Source organism: Pseudomonas sp. FH1, assembly GCF_000510895.2.
In the GTDB taxonomy this organism is placed as follows: Bacteria; Pseudomonadota; Gammaproteobacteria; order Pseudomonadales; family Pseudomonadaceae; genus Aquipseudomonas; species Aquipseudomonas azotoformans_A.
This window is the reverse complement of the sequence record NZ_AOHM01000025.1, coordinates 51,460-68,576: the sequence shown is the minus strand read 5'-3', so window position 1 is coordinate 68,576 and position 17,117 is coordinate 51,460. Positions and strand designations below refer to the sequence as shown.

Below are 17,117 nucleotides of genomic sequence, written 5' to 3'. Positions count from 1 at the left end.
AGCCTGCATACGCCGCTCGGAGTTGGATGGAATGAATGCCCAGGCTGAACTACCCTCCGCTTACCGCGTGCCGTCCCGTCACCCTCGAACGAGGGTCTGGAGAAGCCCTATTAGCGCCGATGATGCTGACCCCTTGCGCCCTTTGCTGGCGCAATGTGCCCTGGGTAACCGCCAAGCGTTCGAAACCCTCTACCGCAGCGTTTCGCCGCGCCTGCACGGTGTGGCCCTGCGCTTCATGGGCCGCACGGACCTGGCCGAAGAAGTGCTGCAGGAAGCCTTCGTACGCATCTGGTACAACGCTTCGCGCTACGAGGCGCACCTGGCGGCGCCGATGACCTGGATGGTCAACATCACCCGCAACCTGGCCATCGACCAGTTGCGCAAACACCGCGAACAGCCGCTGGCCGATGGTCAGCAAGACGCCTTGATCGATGACGCCCCCAGCGCCCACGACCAACTCGACCATGAACGCCAAGCCCATGCCCTGAACCGCTGCCTGGACACCCTCGACGGCATGCAACGCCGGTCGATCAGCGTGGCGTACTTCCAGGGCCTGTCGTGCTCGGAGCTGGCCACGCAGTTGGCAGCGCCCCTGGGTTCGGTCAAATCCTGGATCCGCCGCGGCATGGAACGCCTGCGCAGGTGCCTTGAATCATGAACTACCAGACCACCGCCCTACGCCGCGCCCTGGCCGCCGACTACGCCATCGGGCTGATGCCCGCTACCGCGCGTCGGCGCTTTGATGCGCTGTTGCTGGAGGATGCCGCGCTGCGCGTGGAACTCGGCCATTGGCAGGACGCGCTCGCCAGCCTGACCGGTGCCCTGCCTGAGCGACCCGTTCCGGAACACGTGTGGGCAGGCATCAAGGCACGCATCGAGCCGCAGGTGCTACATGTGCCGACGAAGCAAGCGTTCTGGAAAAACCTCCGCGTCCTGGCCGCCGCCTGCGCAGTGGTCGTCGCCGTCACCGTCGGTGTGCTGTACCAACGCGACACAGGGGTGGCGTACAACGCCACCCTGGTCAACGCCAACCAACAACCCGCGCTGCAGATCAGCGCGTTCGCCGACCACCTGCAAGTGGAACCCCTGACACTGGCCGCGATAGCACCGACGTTGAGCCTGGAACTGTGGGCGATTGCGCCGGGTGGCAAACCCATCTCACTGGGCTTGCTGCCCGCCGCAGGCAAAGGCCGGATTCAACTGAGCGAGACACAGCGTGCGTTACTCAGCGCGCCGCTGACCCTGGCCGTGAGCCTGGAGCCGCACGGCGGCTCACCGACCGGCCAACCTACCGGACCGGTGCTGTATCAGGGCCAATTGGCATCACTTTGAGCTGAACCGGGGCCAGGAACCCATCGTGCAAACCAGGGTCCATGACAGGACTGAAAGCCTTGTCAGGAATAGCCCCATGAGCGCGACCCGCCCCCAAGTGATTGAGCAAAAGCCCCCATTCTGGAGCCGCCCACGTGTGTTTATCGGCGTCTGCATGGCCATCGTCGCCGGCCTCGGCGGCGCGCTCTACACCCAGGACAACGTCAAGTCCGCCGCCACGCTGGTGACCACTGCCCAGCAGCCGGCCGCGCAAATCAGGGCGCACAAGGATTACCTCGAAGTCGAACCGATCGCCACGGCGGCGCCTGAGCCGGATCGCAGCCTGGAACTGTGGGCCATGCCCGAAGGTGGTGCGCCGGTTTCACTGGGGCTATTGCCGGAAGATGGCAAAGGCATTATCGGACTCAACCCGCGCCAGCAGAAAAGCATCCGTAAGCCGGTAGAGTTGATGGTGAGTTCGGAGACCAAGGGTGGGTCGTTGAGCAAGCAGCCGACGGGGCCGACGGTTTATCAGGGGGCGTTGGCTGCTCGCTGAGTCGACGTCCCGCGTTGCTCGCCACGATGCATAGGAGCTAGATATAACTACCCCATCACGCCATCTTGCCTCAGGAAAAATGTCCCTCTCAACCATCATTTAACCGAGAGGCAACATGGAACTCTTTTCCACCTTATTCATTGAAACCTTCGCTGCAACCTTGCACGCCCTGAGCAACGGTCGAACCCTGGTTGCGCCGCAGGACTTCCCCGTAGAAAGGGCTTACACAAAATTCATTTTCAACCTGGAAAGCCGAGAGAATGAAGATGAGTTTGAAGTCGTCATCAAGGCAAAATTCATAGACTTTCGCGATGAGTGCAACCGCTACACACCGCCCTCCAGCAGCCTGATAAAGGCACCTGCGGGCTACTACTTCATCGACCGACCCGTTTCTGGACAAACCGCAATGGCCTGTGCGACCCGTACGTTGCGCGCGGAAGTCTTCGATATAGCCCTTCGCGACAATCGCTTCCCCTACAACAGTCATGCCCCGATCGTCATCCACGCGTTCCATGGGATACACGTTGAGTATGAGGTCATAGCCAAAACAGCCTCTGGCGCCACGGATAATTCCGACAGCTAACGTCCGCTAATCCGCAACCAGCGGTCCAGGTTATAGCGGAACCGAACGACTCTGACAGCCCACCCAAGGCAGCCTTCCCATTCAAAGGGAAGGCTCAGCCATAAAACAAGGAGCTGTAACGATCATGATCGGATTGATACCCAATTTTTATGCTGCCTTCAGCGCACTCAACCATTTACCAGCTCGCAGCCAAGCCCAGTCTTCACGGCCCCAAGCCACCGGCATCGACCAATGCCCCGCCCCCCGTGACATCCAATCCAAACTCTACACAGACCCTGACCTTCCAGCGCCCTATGGCGAGGGTTATCAATACACTGCCACCACCAACGGCAAGTCGTGGACAGGGCAAACGGCAGCCACCCAGGATGACTACCTGGCCCCGGAGTACGAGCTGAAGGCCGAGGCCATCAATGAACGCAACGGCAAGATTCATTGCGACTACGGCGGCAAGCGCCTGATCAAGAACGGTGAAGTGGCCGATCCCTATCTGCGACTCACGATCCTCAAATAACCCATAAAAAATGGCGACCTCCGGGGTCGCCATTTTTTTCAGCCTTGAGCCTTACGCCGCACTGAACAGCTTGTGCGGGTCGATCACAAACTTCTTCGGCACGCCCGCATCGAACTCGCCGTAGCCACGTGGCGCGTCATCCAGGCTGATCACCTGCACGCCGACGATTTCGGCAATGTTGATACGGTCCCACATGATCGCCTGCATCAGCGCGCGGTTGTACTTCATCACCGGGGTCTGGCCGGTGTGGAAGCTGTGGGATTTGGCCCAGCCCAAACCAAAGCGAATACTCAGGCTGCCCATTTTGGCGGCGGCATCCACGGCACCTGGATCTTCGGTGACGTACAGGCCCGGAATACCGATCTTGCCGGCCACGCGCACCACGCCCATCAGCGAGTTGAGCACCGTGGCCGGGGCTTCTGCTTTCACGCCTTCATGGCCGTGGCCACGGGCTTCGAAACCGACGGCGTCGACGGCGCAATCCACTTCCGGCTCGCCCAGCAACGCGGCGATCTGTTCGTGCAGTGGGGTATCGGTGGACAGGTCGGCCACTTCAAAACCCTGGGCCTTGGCGTGGGCCAGGCGGATCGGGTTGACGTCGCCAATGATCACCACCGCCGCGCCCAGCAGGCGTGCAGATGCGGCAGCAGCCAGGCCGACCGGGCCGGCACCTGCAATGTAGACGGTGCTACCTGGGCCAACGCCTGCAGTCACGGCGCCGTGGTAGCCGGTAGGCAGAATGTCGGAGAGGCACGTCAGGTCGCGGATTTTCTCCATGGCCTTGTCGCGGTCCGGCAGTTTCAGCAGGTTGAAGTCCGCGTACGGCACCAGCACATACTCGGCCTGGCCACCGGTCCAGTCGCCCATGTCGACATAGCCGTAGGCACCGCCGGCACGGGCGGGGTTGACGGTCAGGCATACACCGGTGTGTTGCTCTTTGCAGGAGCGGCAGCGACCGCACGCGACGTTGAACGGCACCGAAACCAGGTCGCCGATCTTCAGGTTTTCGACGTCGCTGCCCTTCTCGATCACTTCACCGGTAATTTCATGACCGAGCACCAGGCCGGTCTGGGCAGTGGTGCGGCCACGCACCATGTGTTGGTCGGAGCCGCAGATGTTGGTGGAAACCACGCGCAGGATGACGCCGTGCTCAATCTTCCTGCCACGGGGGTCCTGCATTTTGGGATAGTCGATTTTCTGTACTTCGACCTTGCCGTTGCCGAGATACACGACACCACGATTACCAGACATGCTTTCACCTCGCTGTTGTTTTTATGGAACTGCGTTGCCCGTTGGGTGGGCAGCGCGTTTAAGTGCTCGGGTACAGATGCTGTTTGTTGTCTTTGCAATCAGAGCACCACAGTCCGATTGGCGTTGAGAAACACCCGCCGCTCAATGTGATACCCCACCGCCCGGGCCAGTGTCAGCCCTTCAATATCCCGCCCCTTGGCAATCAAGTCCTCGGGATAGTGGCTGTGATCCACCACCTCCACGCCCTGGGCAATGATCGGGCCTTCATCCAGGTCGTTGTTGATGTAATGCGCCGTGGCGCCGACCAACTTCACGCCCTTGTTGTACGCCTGGTGATACGGCTTGGCGCCCTTGAAACCCGGCAACAATGAGTGGTGAATGTTGATGGCCTTGCCATCCAGCTTGCGGCACAGCTCCGGCGAGAGCACTTGCATGTAGCGCGCAAGGATCACCAGTTCCGCGCCGGTGTCTTCCACCACTTGCCACACCTGACGCTCCTGGGACGGTTTGTCGTTGGGGTCGAGGGGGAAATGGTAGTAGGGAATCTGGTGCCAGTCGGCCAAGGGCTTCAAATCAGGGTGGTTGGACACCACCGCGACCACGTCCATCGACAGTTGGCCGATGCGCTGGCGATACAGTAGATCGTTCAGGCAATGGTCGGCCTTGGAGACCATGATCACCACTTTTGGCCGGTAATTCGGCGCCGTCAGCTCGAAGATCATGCCGAAGGCTTCGCCGCGCGTGGCCAGGCCATCGCGGAAACCTTGTTCGTCAAAACCGTCGGGCTGGCGAAACTCCACGCGGATAAAGAACCGGCCCGAAAGCCGGTCATCGAACGAGTGGTGCTCAGTGACGTAGCAACCCTGTTCGAACAGATAGCGGGTGACCGCGTCCACCGTGCCGAGCACGCTGGGGCAGTCGGCGGTCAAAATCCATGTATCAGGTGCGCGGCTCATGGGGCATTCCTCAGGCTTGAACACTCAGGCCGAATTCGGCAGACGCATCCTGCAACCACAACCACCAGTAATCCGAGAAGCTGCGACGGATCAGCAATTCCCAGGTGTCTTCGGCCGTGTGACGGATCACTAGTTGCGACTTGGCGAACACCGTGCCCACCGCCTTGCCCACCGGGAAGTTGTTGGGGTGCACGTCGTAGCTGGTGGACTTCATCAGCACATCGCGCACGTTCGGGCCGCTCAGTTCAAGAATCTGCTGGCCGCCGCTGACGTTGACGATCTGGATATGCAGCTCACCCAGGGCGGCACGCAGGCTTTTCTCGGCGGCGAATTCTTCGCCGCTTGGCACGATGAGCAACCACTCATCCGGGCCGAGCCACTGCAAGCTGGTTTCGCCTTTGACGATCACGGTCAAGGCGCTCGGCAGTTCGATGCCCAGGGCCTTGTGTACGCCAGCGGCGAAGGCTGCATCATGGCCGTCGCCACGGATGGTCAGGTGGCCCAGAAGTTTCTTTTCGCGCACGGTCACGCCGGCGTTCTTGCGGCCCTTGCCGACCAGGCTGGCGAGGTCGGCATGATGCAGCGACGACTCGGCCTTGGCCCCGGTGGTTGGGCGTTGTTGGTACACATTGGCTGCTGTCATAAAGCACCTTTGAATGCTGCTTGGAATGCGGCCCCTGTGGGGCCGCAACTCGGTCCATCAGATGTTCTGGCGATCGCCTTTCGGGTCAAAGAACACCGAGGAAACAATCTCCGCCTCGATCACGCTGCCATCCGCCTGCGGCGAGAACACGCGCTCACCAATACGCTTCAAGCCGCCCTTCACCACGCCCATGGCGAACGAATAGCCTAGGGAGTTGTGCGCATAGCTTGAGGTCACGTGGCCGACCATCTTCATCGGAATCGTCTGCTTCGGATCGAACACCAACTGCGCGCCTTCCGGCAGCCATACATTCGGATCGATCGGCTTCAAGCCCACCAGTTGCTTACGCTCTTCGCGCACGCAGTCTTCACGGTTCATGCCGCGCCAGCCGATCCACGAGAACGGCTTGGTACGGCCGACGCACCAACCCATGTTCAGGTCGTCGGGGGTCATCGAGCCGTCAGTGTCCTGGCCGACGATGATGAAGCCCTTCTCCGCCCGCAGTACGTGCATGGTTTCGGTGCCGTACGGCGTCAGGTTGTACTTCTTGCCGGCGTCGACGATTTTTTCTAGCACGCCCATGGCGTAGTCGGCCTGCACGTTGACTTCGTACGACAGCTCACCGGTAAACGAGATCCGGAACACCCGAGCCGGTACGCCGGCGACCAAGCCTTCCTTCCAGGTCATGAACGGGAAGCCGTCCTTGTCCAGGTCGATATCAGTCACTTCCGCCAACAGCTTGCGGCTGTTGGGGCCGGACAGGGTCATGGTGGCCCAGTGGTCGGTGACCGAAGTGAAGTACACCTTGAGGTCTGGCCACTCGGTCTGCTGGTAGATTTCCAGCCACTGCAACACGCGAGCCGCGCCGCCGGTGGTGGTGGTCATCAGGAAGTGGTTGTCGGCGAGGCAGGCAGTCACACCGTCGTCGAAGACCATGCCGTCTTCCTTGCACATCAGGCCGTAGCGCGCCTTGCCCACATCGAGCTTGGTCCAGGCGTTGGAGTAGATGCGGTTGAGGAACTCGCGCGCGTCCGGGCCCTGGATGTCGATCTTGCCGAGGGTCGACGCATCCAGCAGGCCGACGCTGTCGCGCACGGCCAGGCATTCGCGTTTCACCGCGGCATGCAGGTCTTCACCGTTGCGTGGGAAGTACCACGGACGTTTCCACTGGCCGACGTCTTCAAACTCGGCGCCGTTCTTCACGTGCCAGGCTTGCAGCGCGGTGTAGCGCACCGGCTCGAAGATGTGCCCACAGTGACGACCGGCGACGGCGCCGAACGTGACCGGCGTGTAGTTCGGGCGGAACATGGTGGTGCCCATCTGCGGGATGGTCACGTTCAGCGAACGGGCGGCAATCGCCAGGCCGTTGACGTTGCCCAGCTTGCCCTGGTCGGTGCCGAAGCCCAGCGCGGTGTAGCGTTTGACGTGTTCGACCGACTCGAACCCTTCGCGGGTCGCCAGTTCGATGGCGGCGGCGGTCACGTCGTTTTGCAAGTCGACGAATTGCTTCGGCGCCCGTGCGGTTGGCTTGTCGTGCGGCACTTGGTAGATCGCCAGTGTCGGCTCTTCCAAGCGGCTCAAGGCTTTTGGCAGGGTGCCTTCCACCGGGGCAAAACCTGCTTCGCTGGCCGCGCGCACGCCGCCTTCAAAACCGTCAGCCAGGGAATCGCCGAGGCCATAGACGCCGTTGATGCCACCGACGCACACGCGTTTTTGCGGTGCTTCGCCCGGTACAAAACCGAGGATGTCTTCACGCCAGGTCGGCTTGCCGCCCAGATGCGAAGCCAAGTGAACCACCGGGCTGTAGCCGCCGGAGCTGGCCACCAGGTCGCAGTCCAGCCACTCGCCAGGGCTGGTGACTTTATGCGCTTTGACGTCAATTGCAGCCACGCGGGCAGCAGTCACGTGCTTGCTGCCACGGGCCTCGATCACGGCGCTGCCGGTGAGGATACGAATACCTTTGGCGCGGGCTTCTTCCACCAGCGCGCCGCGTGGGTTGTGGCGCACATCGGCCACAGCCACCACTTGCAGGCCGGCGTCGAGCCAGTCCAGCGCAACGCGATAGGCGTGATCGTTGTTGGTGGACAGCACCAGCTTCTTGCCCGGTGCCACGCCGTAGCGACGCACGTAGGTCGAAACCGCACCGGCCAGCATGTTGCCCGGCACGTCGTTGTTGCCGTACACCAGCGGGCGCTCACACGCACCGGTCGCCAGCACCACACGCTTGGCGCGCACACGGTGGATGCGTTGGCGCACCACACCAATCGGCGCACGGTCACCCAGGTGGTCGGTGAGGCGTTCGTGAATAGTCAGGAAGTTATGGTCGTGATAACCGTTGACGGTGGCGCGGGGCAGCAACACCACGTCTGGCAGGGCCTTCAATTCAGCAATGACACTGGCAATCCATTCCGCCGCCGGCTTGCCGTCGAGGCTTTCGCGCGAATCGAGCAGCGAACCGCCGAACTCTTCCTGCTCATCGGCGATGATCACGCGGGCACCGCTGCGTGCGGCGGCCAGTGCGGCGGCCAGACCCGCAGGGCCCGCGCCGACCACCAGCACGTCGCAGTGACGGTTGAAGTTGTCATAGGTGTCCGGATCGTTTTCGGTCGGCGAGCGACCAAGGCCAGCGGCCTTACGGATGTACTTCTCGTACGTCATCCAGAACGATTGCGGGTACATGAAGGTTTTGTAGTAGAAACCCGGCGGCATCAGCTTGCCACCGACCTTGCCAAGAATGCCCATCACGTCATTGTTGACGTTCGGCCAGCCGTTGGTGCTGGTGGCGACCAGGCCTTGGTACAGCGCCTGTTGCGTGGCGCGCACGTTAGGAATCTGGGTGGCTTCGGTGGCACCGATCTGCAGCACCGCGTTCGGCTCTTCGGCGCCCGCAGCAAAGATGCCGCGAGGGCGCGAGTACTTGAAGCTGCGGCCGATGATGTCGACGCCATTGGCCAGCAGGGCTGCGGCGAGCGTGTCGCCTTCAAAGCCTTTGTAGCTCTGGCCGTTGAAGCTGAAGGTCAGGACTTTATTACGGTCGATCCGGCCACCGTTGGACAGGCGATTGGTCTGGCTCATACCTTCTCTCCAGAGGCCTTGGCGGTGAATTGTGGCTTCTCACCGATCTTGTAGGTTTCAAGAATTTCGTAGGTCAGGGTGTCGCGGGTCGCGTTGAAGTACTGGCGGCAACCGGCGGCGTGGATCCACAGTTCGTGGTGCAGACCACGGGGGTTGTCGCGGAAGAACATGTAGTCGCCCCACTCTTCATCGGTGCAGGCGTTCGGGTCCAGCGGGCGCGGGATGTGCGCTTGGCCGGACGCGTGAAATTCCTCTTCGGAGCGCAGTTCGCCACAGTGAGGACAGAAGATATGCAACATAGGGAATTTCTCCTGTTAGTGGGCGACGGCCGCAGCGCCGTGTTCGTCGATCAACGCACCGTTGTGGAAACGGTCGATGGAGAAAGGTGCGGCCAACGGGTGCATTTCACCCTTGGCGAGGCTGGCGGCAAACACGTTGCCTGAGCCCGGAGTCGCTTTAAAACCACCGGTGCCCCAACCGCAGTTGAAGAACATGTTCGGCACTGGAGTCTTGGAGATGATCGGGCACGCATCCGGCGTGGTATCGACGATGCCGCCCCACTGACGGTTCATGCGCACGCGGGACAGCACCGGGAACATCTCGACGATGGCCTGGATGGTGTGTTCGATCACCGGGTACGAGCCGCGCTGGCCGTAGCCGTTGTAGCCGTCGATACCGGCGCCGATCACCAGGTCGCCCTTGTCGGATTGGCTGATGTAACCGTGTACGGCGTTGGACATGATCACGCTGTCGATAATCGGCTTGATCGGCTCCGACACCAACGCTTGCAGCGGGTGGGATTCGATCGGCAGGCGAAAGCCCGCCAGCGAGGCCATGTGCCCGGAGTTACCGGCGGTGACCACACCGACGCGCTTGGCGCCGATAAAGCCTTTATTGGTCTCCACACCGATGCACACACCGTTTTCCTTGCGAAAGCCGATCACTTCGGTCTGCTGGATCAAATCCACGCCCAGTGCGTCGGCGGCGCGGGCAAAGCCCCAGGCCACGGCATCGTGACGGGCCACGCCGCCGCGCCGTTGCACGGTGGCGCCGAGCACCGGATAGCGGGTGTTCTTGGAGCAGTCGAGGTACGGGATCTCATCGGCCACTTGCTTGGCGTTGAGCAGTTCGCCGTCCACGCCATTGAGGCGGTTGGCACTCACGCGGCGCTCGGAATCACGGATGTCTTGCAGGGTGTGGCACAGGTTGTAGACGCCACGTTGGGAGAACATCACGTTGTAGTTCAGGTCCTGGGACAGGCCTTCCCACAGCTTCATTGCGTGTTCGTACAGATGCGCCGACTCGTCCCACAGGTAGTTGGAACGCACGATGGTGGTGTTGCGCGCGGTGTTACCGCCGCCCAGCCAGCCTTTCTCGACCACGGCCACGTTGGTGATGCCGTGCTCCTTGGCCAGGTAGTAGGCGGTCGCCAGACCATGCCCGCCGCCGCCGACGATGACCACGTCGTAGACCTTTTTAGGGGTCGGGGTGCGCCACATCTTCTGCCAGTTTTCGTGGTGGCTGAGTGAGTGCTTGAAGAGGCCGAAGCCCGAGTAGCGTTGCATAGTCATTACTCCAAAACCGCGCTCAGCGATAAACCGGGAAATCAGCGCACAGGGCAGACACGTGCTTGGCCACGTTGGCCTCAACGTCGGCGTCGCCGAGGTTGTCGAGGATGTCGCAGATCCAGCCAGCCAGTTCGATGCACTGCGGCACTTTAAAACCACGCGTGGTCACTGCCGGGGTGCCGATGCGCAGGCCCGAAGTCACGAACGGCGACTGCGGGTCATTCGGCACCGCGTTCTTGTTGACGGTGATGTGGGCGCGACCGAGGGCAGCATCCGCCTCTTTGCCGGTAAGGCCCTGACGGATCAGGCTGACCAGGAACAGGTGGTTATCGGTGCCGCCGGACACGACATCGTAGCCGCGCTTGATAAACACCTCGGCCATGGCCTGGGCGTTGTCGATCACTTGTTGCTGATAGGCCTTGAAGCCTGGCTCCAGCGCTTCCTTGAAGCACACGGCCTTGCCGGCGATGACGTGCATCAGCGGGCCGCCCTGGGCGCCAGGGAATACGGCGGCGTTGAGTTTCTTTTCAATCTCTTCGTTGGACTTGGCCAGGATCAGACCGCCCCGTGGACCACGCAGGGTCTTGTGGGTGGTGGTGGTGACCACGTCGGCGTACGGCAGCGGGTTCGGGTACAGGCCAGCGGCAACCAGGCCGGCGACGTGGGCCATGTCGACGAACAACAGCGCGCCCACTTTGTCGGCGATCTGACGGAAACGTGGGAAATCCAGAGTCTTGGAGTAGGCGGAAAAACCGGCCACGACCATTTTCGGCTTGTGCTCGACGGCCAAGCGCTCGACTTCGTCGTAGTCGATCAGGCCGGTGTCAGTGTTGATACCGTACTGCACCGCGTTGTACAGCTTGCCCGAGGAAGACACTTTGGCGCCGTGGGTCAGGTGACCGCCATGGGCCAGGCTCATGCCCAGGATGGTGTCGCCCGCATTGATCAGAGCCAGGTACACCGCGCTGTTGGCGGACGAACCGGAGTGTGGCTGCACGTTGGCGTAATCGGCGCCGAACAGTTGCTTGGCGCGTTCGATGGCCAGGGCCTCGACTTTATCCACGTGCTCGCAGCCACCGTAGTAGCGCTTGCCCGGGTAGCCTTCGGCGTATTTGTTGGTGAGGCCGCTGCCTTGGGCTTCCATTACGCGTTTGCTGGTGTAGTTCTCTGACGCGATCAGCTCGATATGATCTTCCTGGCGCTGCTCCTCGGCATTCATGGCCGCCAGCAGTGCGTCGTCATATCCCTGGATCTGGTCTTGTTTGCTGAACATCGCGTCTCTCCCAGCCTTTCGTATTGTTGAGGCCCGGTGCAGGGCCCTTTGATGCGATGGTAGGGCTGGCGTCAGCAGGTCAAATGCCTACGCACGCCACGCAAAGGTGCGTTTACGACATGGAATGAATTCAGCGACTCAGGCAAGGCTGTGGCGCAAAGCCAGCAGTAGCAGGAAATGCGCGGGATAGAGGGCATACGCCCAGCGGCGCATGGCCGGTGGCGAGGCGTTTTGAGCGTGTCGCAAGAGGACCAGGCCAAGCATTGGCGCAATCAGGCAAGCGGCCAATCCGACCAACGCTACGGGGGTGCCGCTATTGAGCAGAACCTGCCATTGATTGGCCGCCACACAGACCAGGCCCGGCAATACACTGAAATACCAGGGGCGACGGAATACCAGCAGCGTCGCCAGTGGCAGTAATACGCCGAAAAAACCGAACATCAGCTGTGTGGAAAACACGGCGGCAATCGTGAGGGCAATCAGCGCCAATCCTCGATCAAAATGCGCCTTCTGCCGCCATCCTCGGGCAACCAGCAGCCCCAGCGCCAAGGTCGGCAGGACGTTCAACGTATCGGCATCGTCGATAAACAGTCGGTACGGCACTTCGCTGATCACGCTGAACAGTAACAGCCAGCCCAGGTAGCGCCATTGACCTGTCACAGGCGCGCCCCTGACCCGGTGCAGATTCGCCGCAATCGCCAGGCAAAACCACGGGAACGCCAGGCGCCCCGGCACGTACAGGCCGTCCAGACTCAAACCGACATAGCGTAGGTGATCGAGCACCATGCTCAACAGTGCCAGCCACTTGAGCAGATCCAAAGCGCCATCACGGACACGTCCGACAGGCAGGGTTCCAGTACCGTGCATAATTCCCCAGTGACTTTGCATTTACAGTGCGTGCGCACCCGCAACAATCTTGGTTACAGTGCGCACCAACATCGACCACAGGAATGGGCCATGACCGACAAGAGCCAACAATTCGCCAGTGACAACTATTCGGGCATCTGCCCGGAAGCCTGGGCCGCCATGGAACAAGCCAACCAAGGCCATCAGCGCGCCTACGGCGATGATGAATGGACCCACCGCGCCGCCGACGGTTTCCGCAACTTGTTCGAAACCGACTGCGAAGTGTTCTTCGCCTTCAACGGCACCGCCGCCAACTCCCTTGCGCTGTCGTCCTTGTGCCAGAGCTACCATAGCGTGATTTGCTCGGAAACTGCCCACGTCGAAACCGACGAATGCGGCGCGCCGGAGTTTTTCTCCAACGGTTCCAAGCTGCTCACCGCTCGCACCGAAAACGGTAAGCTGACCCCGGAGTCGATCCGCGAGATCGCCCTCAAGCGCCAGGACATTCACTACCCCAAGCCGCGCGTGGTCACCCTGACCCAGGCCACTGAAGTCGGCAGCGTGTACACCCCGGATGAAATCCGCGCCATCAGCGCCACCTGCAAAGAGTTGGGCCTGAACCTGCACATGGACGGCGCGCGCTTCTCCAACGCCTGCGCGTTCCTCGGCTGCTCACCGGCGGATCTGACCTGGAAAGCCGGGGTGGACGTGCTGTGCTTTGGCGGCACCAAGAACGGCATGGCCGTGGGCGAAGCGATCCTGTTCTTCAACCACAAGCTGGCTGAAGACTTCGACTACCGCTGCAAGCAAGCCGGCCAACTGGCGTCGAAGATGCGTTTCCTGTCCGCCCCTTGGGTAGGCCTGCTGGAAAACGACGCCTGGCTCAAACACGCGCGTCACGCCAACCACTGCGCTCAATTGCTGAGCAGCCTGGTGGCGGATATTCCTGGCGTGGAGTTGATGTTCCCGGTGCAGGCCAACGGCGTGTTCCTGCAACTCTCGGAACCGGCGATTGCCGCGTTGACCGCCAAGGGCTGGCGCTTCTACACCTTTATCGGCAAAGGCGGCGCACGCTTCATGTGTGCGTGGGATACCGAGGAAGAACGTGTAAGAGAATTGGCAGCGGATATTCGGAAAGTGATGGAGGCCTGAAACCACGGGGCTTTCAGCGCGTTTTCAGAGACTGTTTGTACGTATTTCTGACAGTATCTATCTACCCCCTGTCTTGGATAGGATCTTGTCACCCCGATTGAACGGACGCGTTACTTCGGGGCTGACTGCCTGCCGAATAGTCGGCTGGAAATGGAAATCCTATCTAGGGCAACATCATGGAAATTCAATGCTACACAACTGATTCGCAACTTCGAGATGATAACAACGCCACACTCGTCAACCTGGATGATCTCAGGAAACTGGCGAATGTCGGTGATACCATCATCGAGCCTTCAAGAACCTTTACCATCACTGGGAAAGAGTTCGAAATGACAGCATCCGGCGCGTACCTCATCAACGTTTTCGTCCGCTAACCCATAACTGTAGGAGCCGGCTTGCCGGCGATGGCGGCCTTAGGATCGCTATCGCCGGCAAGCCGGCTCCTACAACGGGGATCGCCTCAGAATTCGATGCGCACATCGCCCTTCGGCACACTGCAGCACGACAGGATGTAGCCTTCGGCTTCATCTTCTTCAGTGATGCCGCCGTTGTGCTCCATCTCCACCTCGCCGCCCAACTTCATCACCTTGCAGGTGCCGCAGATGCCCATGCCGCAGGCTTTCGGGATCAACAGGCCAAGCTTGGCGGCCGCGGCATGCACGGTTTCCCCAGGGGCGACGCGGATGCTCTTGCCCGATGCGATGAACTCCACCTGGTGCAGATCCGCCAGGTCGATTTCCGGCGCGTCGGCGGCTTGTTCGGCTTGCTCCACCGCGTCCGCACGGGCTTCCGGCGGCGTGGCGCCGAAGGATTCCTCGTGATAACGCGTCATGTCGAAACCCGCCACTTCCAGCAGGCGCTTCACCGCGTTCATGTACGGCGTCGGGCCGCAGCAGAACACTTCGCGCTCCAGGAAGTCCGGCACCATCAGTTCAAGCATTTTGTGATTCAGGTAACCGCGATACCCCGCCCATGGCTCGCCCAAGCCGTGTTTCTCGCAGATCAGGTGCAGGCTGAAGTTGTCGATCCGCGACGCCATGTGCTCCAGCTCGCGGTGGTAGATGATGTCCTTGGGCGAGCGGGCGCTGTGGATAAACGTCATGTCGACGTTGGCGTTGGTGTCGTAGAACCAGCGGGCCATGGACATGACTGGCGTGATGCCCACGCCGCCGCTGAGGTACAGCACTTTCGGGCTCGGGAAGTCGATGGCGTTGAACAAGCCCACCGGCCCGTGCACCGCCAACTCTTGCCCTTCATGAAGGGTGTCGTGCAGCCAGTTGGACACCTTGCCGCCCGGCACACGCTTGATGGTCACCGAGAAGCTGTAGGGCACCGACGGTGAGCTTGAAATGGTGTAGGAGCGCATGATCGGCTGGCCTTCGATCTCCAGCTCCAGGGTGACGAATTGCCCCGGCTTGAAAAAGAACAGGATCGGCTGGTCGGCCATGAAACAGAAGGTGCGCACGTCCCAGGTTTCCTGGATGACTTTGACGCAACGGACAATGTGCCGACCATTGGCCCAGGTCTGGGTGGTTACCGGATTCAGGAAATTATTGGACATGTTGTTCTCCACCGCCGACATCGGCCTTATGGTGGCGATTCTGCGTAACGCCAGAACCACCCATTTACCTATCTGCGACATTCACATACTTATCGCGACCAGCCCCCAACGACCTAGTGTTGCGCGTCGGGAACAGATTGGGCCATGTCGCCCATGGATAAGGTTCGGCGCATCGGCGGCCCCACACTCGCTCCCAACACAGACGCTTTCTTTACGCCTTGCTGCAAACCTGATTAGCCACTTATCTCGGCCACACAGAATGGCCATGAGGACACACACGATGGACGTCACCGCAACCTTAAGCTTGGGCGATCCGCTGGAACCCGCACGCAAGGCCACCGCGCAAATGCTGCAAGAGCGCGAGCGCACTTTCTCGCTGCCGCAGCCGTTCTACTCTGATGAGCGGCTGTTTGATATCGACATGCAGGAGATCTTCCAGAAAGAGTGGTTGATCGCCGGCATGACCTGCGAAATCCCCGCCAAGGGCAACTACCTGACCCTACAAATCGGCAAAAACCCGATCATCGTGATCCGGGGCGCCGAAGGCGTGGTTCACGCGTTCCACAACGTGTGCCGTCACCGTGGCTCGCGCTTGTGCACCAGCGACAAGGGCAAGGTCGCCAAACTGGTCTGCCACTACCACCAGTGGACCTACGAACTCGATGGCCGCCTGCTGTTCGCTGGCACCGAAATGGGCGCCGACTTCGACATGAAGCAGTACGGCCTCAAGCCGGTCAACGTGAAGACGGCCGGTGGCTACATCTTCATCAGCCTGGCGGACAACCCGCCGGCCATCGATGACTTCCTGTCGACGCTGAACCATTACATGGAACCCTACGACATGGAGAACACCAAGGTGGCGATTACCACCACCTTGATGGAGAAAGCCAACTGGAAGCTGGTGCTGGAAAACAACCGCGAGTGCTACCACTGCAACGCGTCGCACCCGGAACTGCTGAAAACCCTGCTGGAGTGGGACGACGTCACCGACCCGCGCGCCGACCAGGCGTTCAAGGACCACGTGGCCGCCTCCGCCGCCGCCTGGGATGCCGAGAAAATCCCGTACGCCCACGCCAGTTTCGGCCTGCGCAACCGTATCGTGCGCATGCCGCTGCTCAAGGGCACCGTGTCGATGACCCTCGACGGCAAGCAAGGCTGCGCCAAGCTCATGGGCCGCATCAAGAACCCGGACCTGGGCTCGATGCGCATCCTGCACCTGCCGCACTCCTGGAACCACTGCATGGGCGATCACATCATTGTGTTCACCGTGTGGCCAATCAGCGCCCAGGAAACCATGGTCACCACCAAATGGCTGGTGCACAAGGACGCCGTGGAAGGCGTGGACTACGACGTGGAGCGCATGCGCCAGGTGTGGGACGCCACCAACGACCAGGACCGTCGCCTGGCCGAAGAAAACCAGCGCGGCATCAACTCCACCGCCTACCAGCCTGGCCCGTACTCCAAGACTTATGAGTTCGGCGTGGTGAACTTCGTGGACTGGTACAGCGAGCGCCTGTTGAGCAACCTGGGGGCCGCTCCAGCGCCGTACCTCAAGGGCGTTGCGGTTCACGAATAACCTGTTGATCTTCGGGGGGCTGGGCTGTACAAAAAACACCCAACCCCCTGATAACCCTTGATTCCCCTGCCCTCCAGCCTTTCCCCAACAACTTATCCACAAAGCCACCCACAGCAATTGTGGGCAACTACGCTTGCCTCCTGAAATTAAATGAAGAAAATCCGTGACTTATTCAAGCCATTCGGTTTGAACCGGCTTTGTTCATTTATTGACCAAACCAGCGCAAGCCACGAATTACGTGGCCTGTAGCGGAAC

At 60.9% G+C, this 17,117-nt stretch carries 17 protein-coding genes; 8 read left to right on the top strand and 9 right to left on the bottom strand.

Annotated features, from left to right (window positions below; all coding sequences use genetic code 11):
• Positions 1 to 31 precede the first annotated feature (31 nt).
• From H096_RS10410 to H096_RS10390, 5 genes are all read left to right on the top strand, one after another.
• Complete coding sequence (locus H096_RS10410; RefSeq protein WP_033898060.1) at positions 32 to 658, top strand: sigma-70 family RNA polymerase sigma factor; 627 nt, start codon at positions 32 to 34, stop codon at positions 656 to 658.
• On the top strand, positions 655 to 1,332 hold the full coding sequence (locus H096_RS10405) for an anti-sigma factor (RefSeq protein WP_033898059.1): 678 nt from the start codon (positions 655 to 657) through the stop codon (positions 1,330 to 1,332). The genes H096_RS10410 and H096_RS10405 overlap by 4 nt, the downstream gene beginning before the upstream one ends.
• Before the next feature lie 25 nt (positions 1,333 to 1,357).
• Entirely contained in the window at positions 1,358 to 1,867 is a 510-nt protein-coding gene (locus H096_RS10400) for an anti-sigma factor (protein WP_277621469.1), read from the top strand.
• Positions 1,868 to 1,982: 115 nt separating this feature from the next.
• Positions 1,983 to 2,450, top strand: coding sequence for a hypothetical protein (locus H096_RS10395; RefSeq protein WP_051422000.1), 468 nt, complete (start codon positions 1,983 to 1,985; stop codon positions 2,448 to 2,450).
• Between the two features lie 124 nt (positions 2,451 to 2,574).
• Positions 2,575 to 2,961, top strand: coding sequence for a hypothetical protein (locus H096_RS10390; RefSeq protein ID WP_033898054.1), 387 nt, complete (start codon positions 2,575 to 2,577; stop codon positions 2,959 to 2,961).
• Between the two features lie 51 nt (positions 2,962 to 3,012).
• Here H096_RS10390 and fdhA read toward each other — a convergent pair whose 3' ends face one another.
• The 8 genes from fdhA to H096_RS10350 all read right to left on the bottom strand — a co-directional run bounded on the left by fdhA (position 3,013) and on the right by H096_RS10350 (position 12,594).
• Positions 3,013 to 4,212: a formaldehyde dehydrogenase, glutathione-independent gene (fdhA, locus tag H096_RS10385; RefSeq protein WP_016977809.1), complete on the bottom strand. Its 1,200-nt coding sequence runs from the start codon at positions 4,210 to 4,212 to the stop codon at positions 3,013 to 3,015.
• Between the two features lie 98 nt (positions 4,213 to 4,310).
• Positions 4,311 to 5,168 (bottom strand): formyltetrahydrofolate deformylase, encoded by an 858-nt coding sequence (gene purU, locus H096_RS10380; protein ID WP_016977808.1) that lies wholly within the window; start codon positions 5,166 to 5,168, stop codon positions 4,311 to 4,313.
• A 10-nt stretch (positions 5,169 to 5,178) separates the two neighbouring features.
• Positions 5,179 to 5,811, bottom strand: a complete 633-nt coding sequence (gene soxG, locus H096_RS10375) for a sarcosine oxidase subunit gamma family protein (RefSeq protein ID WP_033898053.1) — start codon at positions 5,809 to 5,811, stop codon at positions 5,179 to 5,181.
• Positions 5,812 to 5,868: 57 nt separating this feature from the next.
• Complete coding sequence (locus H096_RS10370) at positions 5,869 to 8,886, bottom strand: sarcosine oxidase subunit alpha (RefSeq protein WP_033898052.1); 3,018 nt, start codon at positions 8,884 to 8,886, stop codon at positions 5,869 to 5,871.
• Positions 8,883 to 9,185, bottom strand: coding sequence for a sarcosine oxidase subunit delta (locus H096_RS10365; protein ID WP_010207083.1), 303 nt, complete (start codon positions 9,183 to 9,185; stop codon positions 8,883 to 8,885). Before H096_RS10365 ends, H096_RS10370 begins: the two co-directional genes overlap by 4 nt.
• Before the next feature lie 15 nt (positions 9,186 to 9,200).
• A complete protein-coding gene (locus H096_RS10360; protein ID WP_010207084.1) occupies positions 9,201 to 10,451 on the bottom strand; it encodes a sarcosine oxidase subunit beta in 1,251 nt (416 codons plus the stop codon).
• A 22-nt stretch (positions 10,452 to 10,473) separates the two neighbouring features.
• A complete protein-coding gene (glyA, locus tag H096_RS10355; protein ID WP_033898051.1) occupies positions 10,474 to 11,727 on the bottom strand; it encodes a serine hydroxymethyltransferase in 1,254 nt (417 codons plus the stop codon).
• Between the two features lie 138 nt (positions 11,728 to 11,865).
• Positions 11,866 to 12,594 (bottom strand): TraX family protein, encoded by a 729-nt coding sequence (locus H096_RS10350; protein ID WP_033898050.1) that lies wholly within the window; start codon positions 12,592 to 12,594, stop codon positions 11,866 to 11,868.
• Between the two features lie 90 nt (positions 12,595 to 12,684).
• On the opposite strand from H096_RS10350, the gene H096_RS10345 reads away from it, so the two are divergent.
• A complete protein-coding gene (locus H096_RS10345; protein ID WP_010207092.1) occupies positions 12,685 to 13,725 on the top strand; it encodes a low specificity L-threonine aldolase in 1,041 nt (346 codons plus the stop codon).
• A gap of 176 nt (positions 13,726 to 13,901) precedes the next feature.
• Complete coding sequence (locus H096_RS10340) at positions 13,902 to 14,099, top strand: hypothetical protein (RefSeq protein ID WP_033898048.1); 198 nt, start codon at positions 13,902 to 13,904, stop codon at positions 14,097 to 14,099.
• Positions 14,100 to 14,185: 86 nt separating this feature from the next.
• On the opposite strand, the gene gbcB is transcribed toward H096_RS10340, so the two are convergent.
• On the bottom strand, positions 14,186 to 15,286 hold the full coding sequence (gbcB, locus tag H096_RS10335) for a glycine-betaine demethylase subunit GbcB (RefSeq protein WP_033898152.1): 1,101 nt from the start codon (positions 15,284 to 15,286) through the stop codon (positions 14,186 to 14,188).
• Positions 15,287 to 15,566: 280 nt separating this feature from the next.
• On the opposite strand from gbcB, the gene gbcA reads away from it, so the two are divergent.
• Complete coding sequence (gene gbcA / locus H096_RS10330; protein WP_033898047.1) at positions 15,567 to 16,862, top strand: glycine-betaine demethylase subunit GbcA; 1,296 nt, start codon at positions 15,567 to 15,569, stop codon at positions 16,860 to 16,862.
• Positions 16,863 to 17,117: the final 255 nt, after the last annotated feature.

Excerpts from the sequence above, each read along its gene's own strand:
- H096_RS10340 (WP_033898048.1), top strand. The coding sequence starts at position 13,902 with ATGGAAATTCAATGCTACACAACTGATTCGCAACTTCGAGATGATAAC.
- gbcB (WP_033898152.1), bottom strand. The coding sequence starts at position 15,286 with ATGTCCAATAATTTCCTGAATCCGGTAACCACCCAGACCTGGGCCAAT.
- fdhA (WP_016977809.1), bottom strand. The coding sequence starts at position 4,212 with ATGTCTGGTAATCGTGGTGTCGTGTATCTCGGCAACGGCAAGGTCGAA.
- H096_RS10350 (WP_033898050.1), bottom strand. The coding sequence starts at position 12,594 with ATGCACGGTACTGGAACCCTGCCTGTCGGACGTGTCCGTGATGGCGCT.
- H096_RS10410 (WP_033898060.1), top strand. The coding sequence starts at position 32 with ATGAATGCCCAGGCTGAACTACCCTCCGCTTACCGCGTGCCGTCCCGT.
- H096_RS10370 (WP_033898052.1), bottom strand. The coding sequence starts at position 8,886 with ATGAGCCAGACCAATCGCCTGTCCAACGGTGGCCGGATCGACCGTAAT.
- gbcA (WP_033898047.1), top strand. The coding sequence starts at position 15,567 with ATGGACGTCACCGCAACCTTAAGCTTGGGCGATCCGCTGGAACCCGCA.
- H096_RS10395 (WP_051422000.1), top strand. The coding sequence starts at position 1,983 with ATGGAACTCTTTTCCACCTTATTCATTGAAACCTTCGCTGCAACCTTG.
- soxG (WP_033898053.1), bottom strand. The coding sequence starts at position 5,811 with ATGACAGCAGCCAATGTGTACCAACAACGCCCAACCACCGGGGCCAAG.
- H096_RS10405 (WP_033898059.1), top strand. The coding sequence starts at position 655 with ATGAACTACCAGACCACCGCCCTACGCCGCGCCCTGGCCGCCGACTAC.
- glyA (WP_033898051.1), bottom strand. The coding sequence starts at position 11,727 with ATGTTCAGCAAACAAGACCAGATCCAGGGATATGACGACGCACTGCTG.
- H096_RS10365 (WP_010207083.1), bottom strand. The coding sequence starts at position 9,185 with ATGTTGCATATCTTCTGTCCTCACTGTGGCGAACTGCGCTCCGAAGAG.
- H096_RS10390 (WP_033898054.1), top strand. The coding sequence starts at position 2,575 with ATGATCGGATTGATACCCAATTTTTATGCTGCCTTCAGCGCACTCAAC.
- purU (WP_016977808.1), bottom strand. The coding sequence starts at position 5,168 with ATGAGCCGCGCACCTGATACATGGATTTTGACCGCCGACTGCCCCAGC.
- H096_RS10345 (WP_010207092.1), top strand. The coding sequence starts at position 12,685 with ATGACCGACAAGAGCCAACAATTCGCCAGTGACAACTATTCGGGCATC.
- H096_RS10360 (WP_010207084.1), bottom strand. The coding sequence starts at position 10,451 with ATGCAACGCTACTCGGGCTTCGGCCTCTTCAAGCACTCACTCAGCCAC.